Consider the following 5,319-nt stretch of genomic DNA (forward strand, 5'->3'; position numbering starts at 1 on the left):
CAGCAGAGCTTGCGTCCTCTTCAACTCCTTGATTACAAAGCTAATGAAAACCTTTAATAAAATAAAAAAATTCTCTGGATATTTGGATTACAACATAGAAGAAACTGTTTTGAATTTCTCCAAAAAGTTTTTCTCGTCTTGATGCATTCGTTTTCGTATGTACTTTGGGCAATTTTTTGTTCCTTTCCGTTTCTGTTCTTCGTCAGCTAGCCCACTATCTTCCTCATCACACAAGCGGAAATGCCTCAAAAACGCATTACGGTAAATTCAAAACAATTTCTTAATTTTTAATCCGAATCAGCAGATTCGCCAATATTGCCGTAAGTCCTCCGGTAGTGATGCCTGATGAAAAAATAGTGCGTAGGGTTTCGGGAAGCTGGCAGAGAATGTCAGGTACCAGTTCTACGCTTAAGCCAAAGGAAAAACTTAGGGCAACAACCAATGTTGCCTTGCGGTCAATGTCTTGTGAAGCAATGATACGTATACCTGCTGCTGCCACCGTGCCGAACATCAGCAACGTGGCACCGCCCAGTACCGGTTCAGGCATCAGCGAAAAGATCAATCCCACTGCAGGAAACAATCCCAATATAATCAGCATCGCGGCAATGTAGTAACCCACATAACGGCTTGCTACACCCGTCAGTTGTATCATTCCGTTGTTTTGGGCAAAAATGGAATTGGGAAACGAATTAAGGCAAGCAGCTATCATCGAATTAAAGCCATCAGCAAAGATGCCTCCTGAAGCACGGCGGACAAACTTCTCTCCCTCTACAGGCTCGCCCGAAATTAGTGAGTTTGCCGTAATGTCACCATATGCCTCAATGGCGGTAATAAGATAAATCAATGCCAAGGCTATGATAGAAGATATATCAAAAGAAAGTCCATAACGGAAAGGCATGGGAACATTCAGTCCGCCATAATCTGGGATAGAAGCGAAATCTACCATCCCCAGACACCATGCCACTATATAACCGATAGCGAGTCCAATGACAATGGAACTCATACGCAGGTAACGGTTTGAACTACGGTTAAAAAAGATAATCAAAACCAACACCAGTCCGGCGAGTCCCACATGACGCAGGCTGCCGAAAGTTCCGTCGGCTTGTGCTGCAGCTCCGCCTCCGCAAGCCGTGATGCCCACCCGTATCAGACTCATGCCAATAAGAGTTACCACAATACCCGACACCAACGGGGTGATAATCCGACGGGTATATTTCAATAAACGACTAATAAACATCTCGACCGATGCAGCAGCCATACAGGCACCAAAGATAGCTGAAAGCCCTCCGGTCAGTCCTGCTGCAATAATAGGACCGATAAACGAAAAGCTGGTACCTTGTATGCACAGTAAACCACATCCGATAAAACCTATGCGGCGACATTGGATGAAAGTGGAAATGCCCGAAGCAAATAATGCCATTGATACCAGATAACCAGTTGTTTCCAAATTCAATTTTAGAGCACCGGAAATAATGAGCGGCGGGGTGATAATTGCCACAAAAATGGCCAGGAGATGCTGCAATGCGGCAAAAAGAGTCTCACGCAAGGGCGGACGGTCATCCAGCCCATAGATTAACCCGGAAGATACTACAGGTCCTTGATGTTCTTCCATTATTCGCGGATTTTGATTTCACAATTCTCCAAACTCTCAATGATAGCAAGCGACTCGACGTGTATCCCCTGCTGACGCAAGTAGTCACCTCCGTGCTGAAACGCTTTTTCTATTAAGAATCCCATCCCCACCAATTCAGCTCCTGCCTGCTGTACCAGATCGATGACACCTTTGGCTGCATTACCGTTCGCCAGAAAATCATCAATAAACAACACCCTGTCGCCCGGACACAGGTAATCACGGCTGACACAGACTTCATACGAACGGTCTTTGGTGAACGAATAAACCATTGTGGTCAGCATATTCTCCATGGTACTGGGACGTTTTTTCTTGGCGAACACTACCGGCAATTCGAGAAGATAGCCAACCATAATGGCTGGAGCAATGCCACTCGCCTCGATGGTCATCACCTTATTTATATCTGTACTTGCAAACCGGCGGACAAACTCTACCGCCATCGATTTCATCAAAACCGGATCCATCTGGTGATTGATGAAATTGTCTACTTTCAAGATTCCTCCTTCAAAACATTTTCCGTCCCGCAAAATACGCTCTTTCAGTGCTTTCATATTGTGTAAATTTTGTCTTTCGCGCCACAGATTACATAGATTTGAGAACAATGCTTACATCCGTATTACTATGTTCTTCAGTCTATGTAATCTGTAATGAGTTAATTTTGTGCAAAGGTACGGCTTTTTATCCTATTTCCGGCAATACATGGAGCAGAGATATTATCTGGAAAGCGAAAAAAAATCAAACATTCTCCGGTTCTCCATCTACCACCAAGTTTCCTCCACCTGTTACTTCACCGGTAGTCCATTCGGTCACATCGGAATCGCCAATAATCAGTTGTCCGTCATTGATACGGATGGTATACTGGTAGCAATAACCGGCGGCAAATGCGTGACTGATATTTTGCGTGCTTGCCGTGAACGATACGCCGTCGCGTGTATAGCCAATAGAGAATGTCAGCGTCACTTGGCTTTCCGACGGATTGAGCAACAAGGCTATCTGTGTATCGGTAACATCATCAATGGTTGTGCCTCCTGCAGACATCGTCCACTTGTTCTTCGCTTCGGCTCCCGATATTTCAGTCATTAATTCGCTGGTGAAATTGTATGTATGCTCCGTAAAACAACCTTCACCTTCAATGCTGACTTCATTTAACAAAGTTTCCATATTGCCCTCGTCAACCAAAGTTATCAACAACAGACTGTATGTGTGTTTGAACGCATTGGCACCGGTAAAATTAACCGTACCATTATTGTCGCCGAAGTTACATTCTTTTGTCGCTACCAAAAAGTCGTATGTCCCCAGTTCGGCAAGTTTGCCTGACTGAAGACTGAGGTCGGGCATTGGCACTTGGCTGCGCGTAGCTCCCGCTTGGTAAGGATAAAATGCGCAGAAAGCAAAATCACTGGTCAGGTCGGGCCAAGACAGTCTGGCGGCAGCTTCCCAAGTGCCTGCTTTGTTGGTAAACAATGTCGGGCTATCTTCCTCGGGCATAAAGAAACCAATTTCATCCCCCAGATTGAATGACACATTGCCACCCTCATCTGTCGTTGTACGGCTTTCCACACTGCCCGAGACTTCAGCACGCAGGCGGATATCGGTATTTTCTTTTGCCGTTCCCACTTCGGGAACGTTCTCTTGCTGGCAGGCAAACATTGTCAATGACAAAGCTATGCCCAATAATACTTTTGTTTTCATCTGAATATAATTTAATATACTAATCATTTATAACTAACGCAACATTTGTCGGTTGTATCTGTTTGGCACCAGTTTTTTTTCAAGATTATTTCTGCATTCCTTTATTTTCCTTACCTTTGCCCTTAGAAGCTGTTTTGAATTTATCGCACGAAAACGGATACATTAAGCCGAGAAAAACTTTTTGGAGAAATTCAAAACAGCTTCTTGGATAGTAACCAAATTAAAAAACAGCGATATGAAAAAAATTTCATTCTTCCTTCTTTGTTCCCTGATTTCCGTATGGACATATGCACAAGAAGCCAAATACGTGTTTTTCTTCATCGGCGACGGAATGGGAGTCAACCAAGTACAGGGTACCGAACTTTATTTGGGCGAACTGGATGGTAAAATCGGACTTACCCCGCTCGACTTTACCGAATTCCCCTATGCCACTACCAGTTCCACCTATTCAGCAACCAATGGCGTAACCGATTCAGCAGCCGGAGGCACTGCACTTGCCACTGGCACAAAGACTAAAAACGGTACCATCGGCATGGAGCAGGACCAGCAGACCCCCATCGCCAGTATCGCCATGCGGGCAAAAGAGAAAGGATGTCGTGTGGGTATCGCTACCAGCGTAAGTATAGACCATGCCACACCTGCTGCTTTTTATGCTCACAACCCGAACCGGAAAAACTATTACCAGATAGGGAAAGACTTGTTTACTGCCGGTTTCGACTTTTACGCCGGTTCTGATTTTCTCGACCCCGATAACCACGGGCAAGGCGAAAGTCTCTATACGCTTGCCTCACAGTATGGATATACCTTGGCAAGAGGATACGAAGACTTCATGGCAAAAAATGAACAGGCCGACAAACTTATCCTGCTGCAGACCGAAAAAGCTTCGGCAACCTACCGCGATGCTATTCCCTATGCTATCGACCGTCGCGAAGGTGATCTTTGCCTGAGCGACATCACAAGTGCTGCTATCCGTTTCCTTTCGAAAGACCTAAGCAAAGGTTTCTTCTTGATGGTAGAAGGTGGAAAAATTGACTGGGCATGTCATAGTAACGATGCTGCTACAGCATTCCGGGAAGTGGTTGATCTGAACGAATCCATCCGCCAGGCACTTCAGTTTTACGAAAATCATCCCGATGAAACTCTCATTGTCATCAGTGCTGACCATGAGACAGGTGGTTTGGTGCTGGGTACAGGTGCATATGCCCTCAACCTGCAAGCCCTGCAATACCAGCGCGTAAGCGAAACTGCCTTTACCTCCATACTGAACAGTCTACGTCACCAGACGGGCAACCGCGTGACGTGGGAGCAGGCACGTCAGGCACTTGCCGACAACTTCGGGTTCTGGAATGAACTGAAACTGACCGAACAACAAGCAAAACGCCTTGAGGAAGTATATTGCCGCACTTTTACTGGCTCCGATGTAGAAATGGAAAAAAGTGAATATGCACAAGACGAACCACTGGCAGCCGAAGCCGTACGCATTATCAATGAAATAGCCATGGTAGGTTGGGTCAGTGGCGGCCACTCAGCTGGCTACGTACCCGTATTTGCCATTGGAGCCGGAGCTGACCATTTCCAGGGACGAATGGACAATGTCGAGATTCCGGCACGCATTGCCGAAATTGCACACTACCAGTAAAAAACTGTTTATATTTTACCTAGGTTTGTTTTGAGAATTGTTTTCGAAGGTGTTTTTTGATTTTATAAGGAGGACAAGTAAGCTATCTGACGAAGAACAGAAGCGGAAAGGATCCAAAATCCGTCAAAATAGTTAAAGTTGTTGATTAGGTTGTATTATCAATCCAAAGGGTATCTTTTTATAGTTTCCATCTCAAAACCGTACGTTCTTGATATGGAAACCGTATGTTTTCGATATGGAAACCGTACGGTTTCCATATGGAGAACGTAAAAAGAAGACAGTTTGAAACAGATACTGAACCTTTCAATCATACATTGATTTGTATCTGTCCAACAAACTTATCGGAGAAATTAAGAAG

General features: G+C 45.0%; 4 protein-coding genes. 1 reads left to right on the plus strand and 3 read right to left on the minus strand.

Annotated elements, in window-relative coordinates; translation table 11 throughout:
- Window positions 1-280: 280 nt before the first annotated feature.
- The 3 genes from B5F25_RS20505 to B5F25_RS20515 form a co-directional block, all read right to left on the minus strand.
- Window positions 281-1,612: a nucleobase:cation symporter-2 family protein gene (locus tag B5F25_RS20505; protein ID WP_087251705.1), complete on the minus strand. Its 1,332-nt coding sequence runs from the start codon at window positions 1,610-1,612 to the stop codon at window positions 281-283.
- A complete protein-coding gene (xpt, locus tag B5F25_RS20510; protein WP_022039932.1) occupies window positions 1,612-2,181 on the minus strand; it encodes a xanthine phosphoribosyltransferase in 570 nt (189 codons plus the stop codon). The genes B5F25_RS20505 and xpt overlap by 1 nt, the downstream gene beginning before the upstream one ends.
- Window positions 2,182-2,365: 184 nt before the next feature.
- Window positions 2,366-3,322, minus strand: coding sequence for a fimbrillin family protein (locus B5F25_RS20515; protein ID WP_162614469.1), 957 nt, complete (start codon window positions 3,320-3,322; stop codon window positions 2,366-2,368).
- Between the two features lie 235 nt (window positions 3,323-3,557).
- On the opposite strand from B5F25_RS20515, the gene B5F25_RS20520 reads away from it, so the two are divergent.
- Window positions 3,558-4,961 (plus strand): alkaline phosphatase, encoded by a 1,404-nt coding sequence (locus tag B5F25_RS20520; RefSeq protein ID WP_087251707.1) that lies wholly within the window; start codon window positions 3,558-3,560, stop codon window positions 4,959-4,961.
- Window positions 4,962-5,319 lie beyond the last annotated feature (358 nt).

The organism is Bacteroides sp. An19 (assembly GCF_002160215.1).
Lineage (GTDB): Bacteria > Bacteroidota > Bacteroidia > Bacteroidales > Bacteroidaceae > Phocaeicola > Phocaeicola intestinalis.

Coding starts and splice junctions, on each gene's coding strand:
- B5F25_RS20505 (WP_087251705.1), bottom strand. CDS start 1,612: ATGGAAGAACATCAAGGACCTGTAGTATCTTCCGGGTTAATCTATGGG.
- xpt (WP_022039932.1), bottom strand. CDS start 2,181: ATGAAAGCACTGAAAGAGCGTATTTTGCGGGACGGAAAATGTTTTGAA.
- B5F25_RS20515 (WP_162614469.1), bottom strand. CDS start 3,322: ATGAAAACAAAAGTATTATTGGGCATAGCTTTGTCATTGACAATGTTT.
- B5F25_RS20520 (WP_087251707.1), top strand. CDS start 3,558: ATGAAAAAAATTTCATTCTTCCTTCTTTGTTCCCTGATTTCCGTATGG.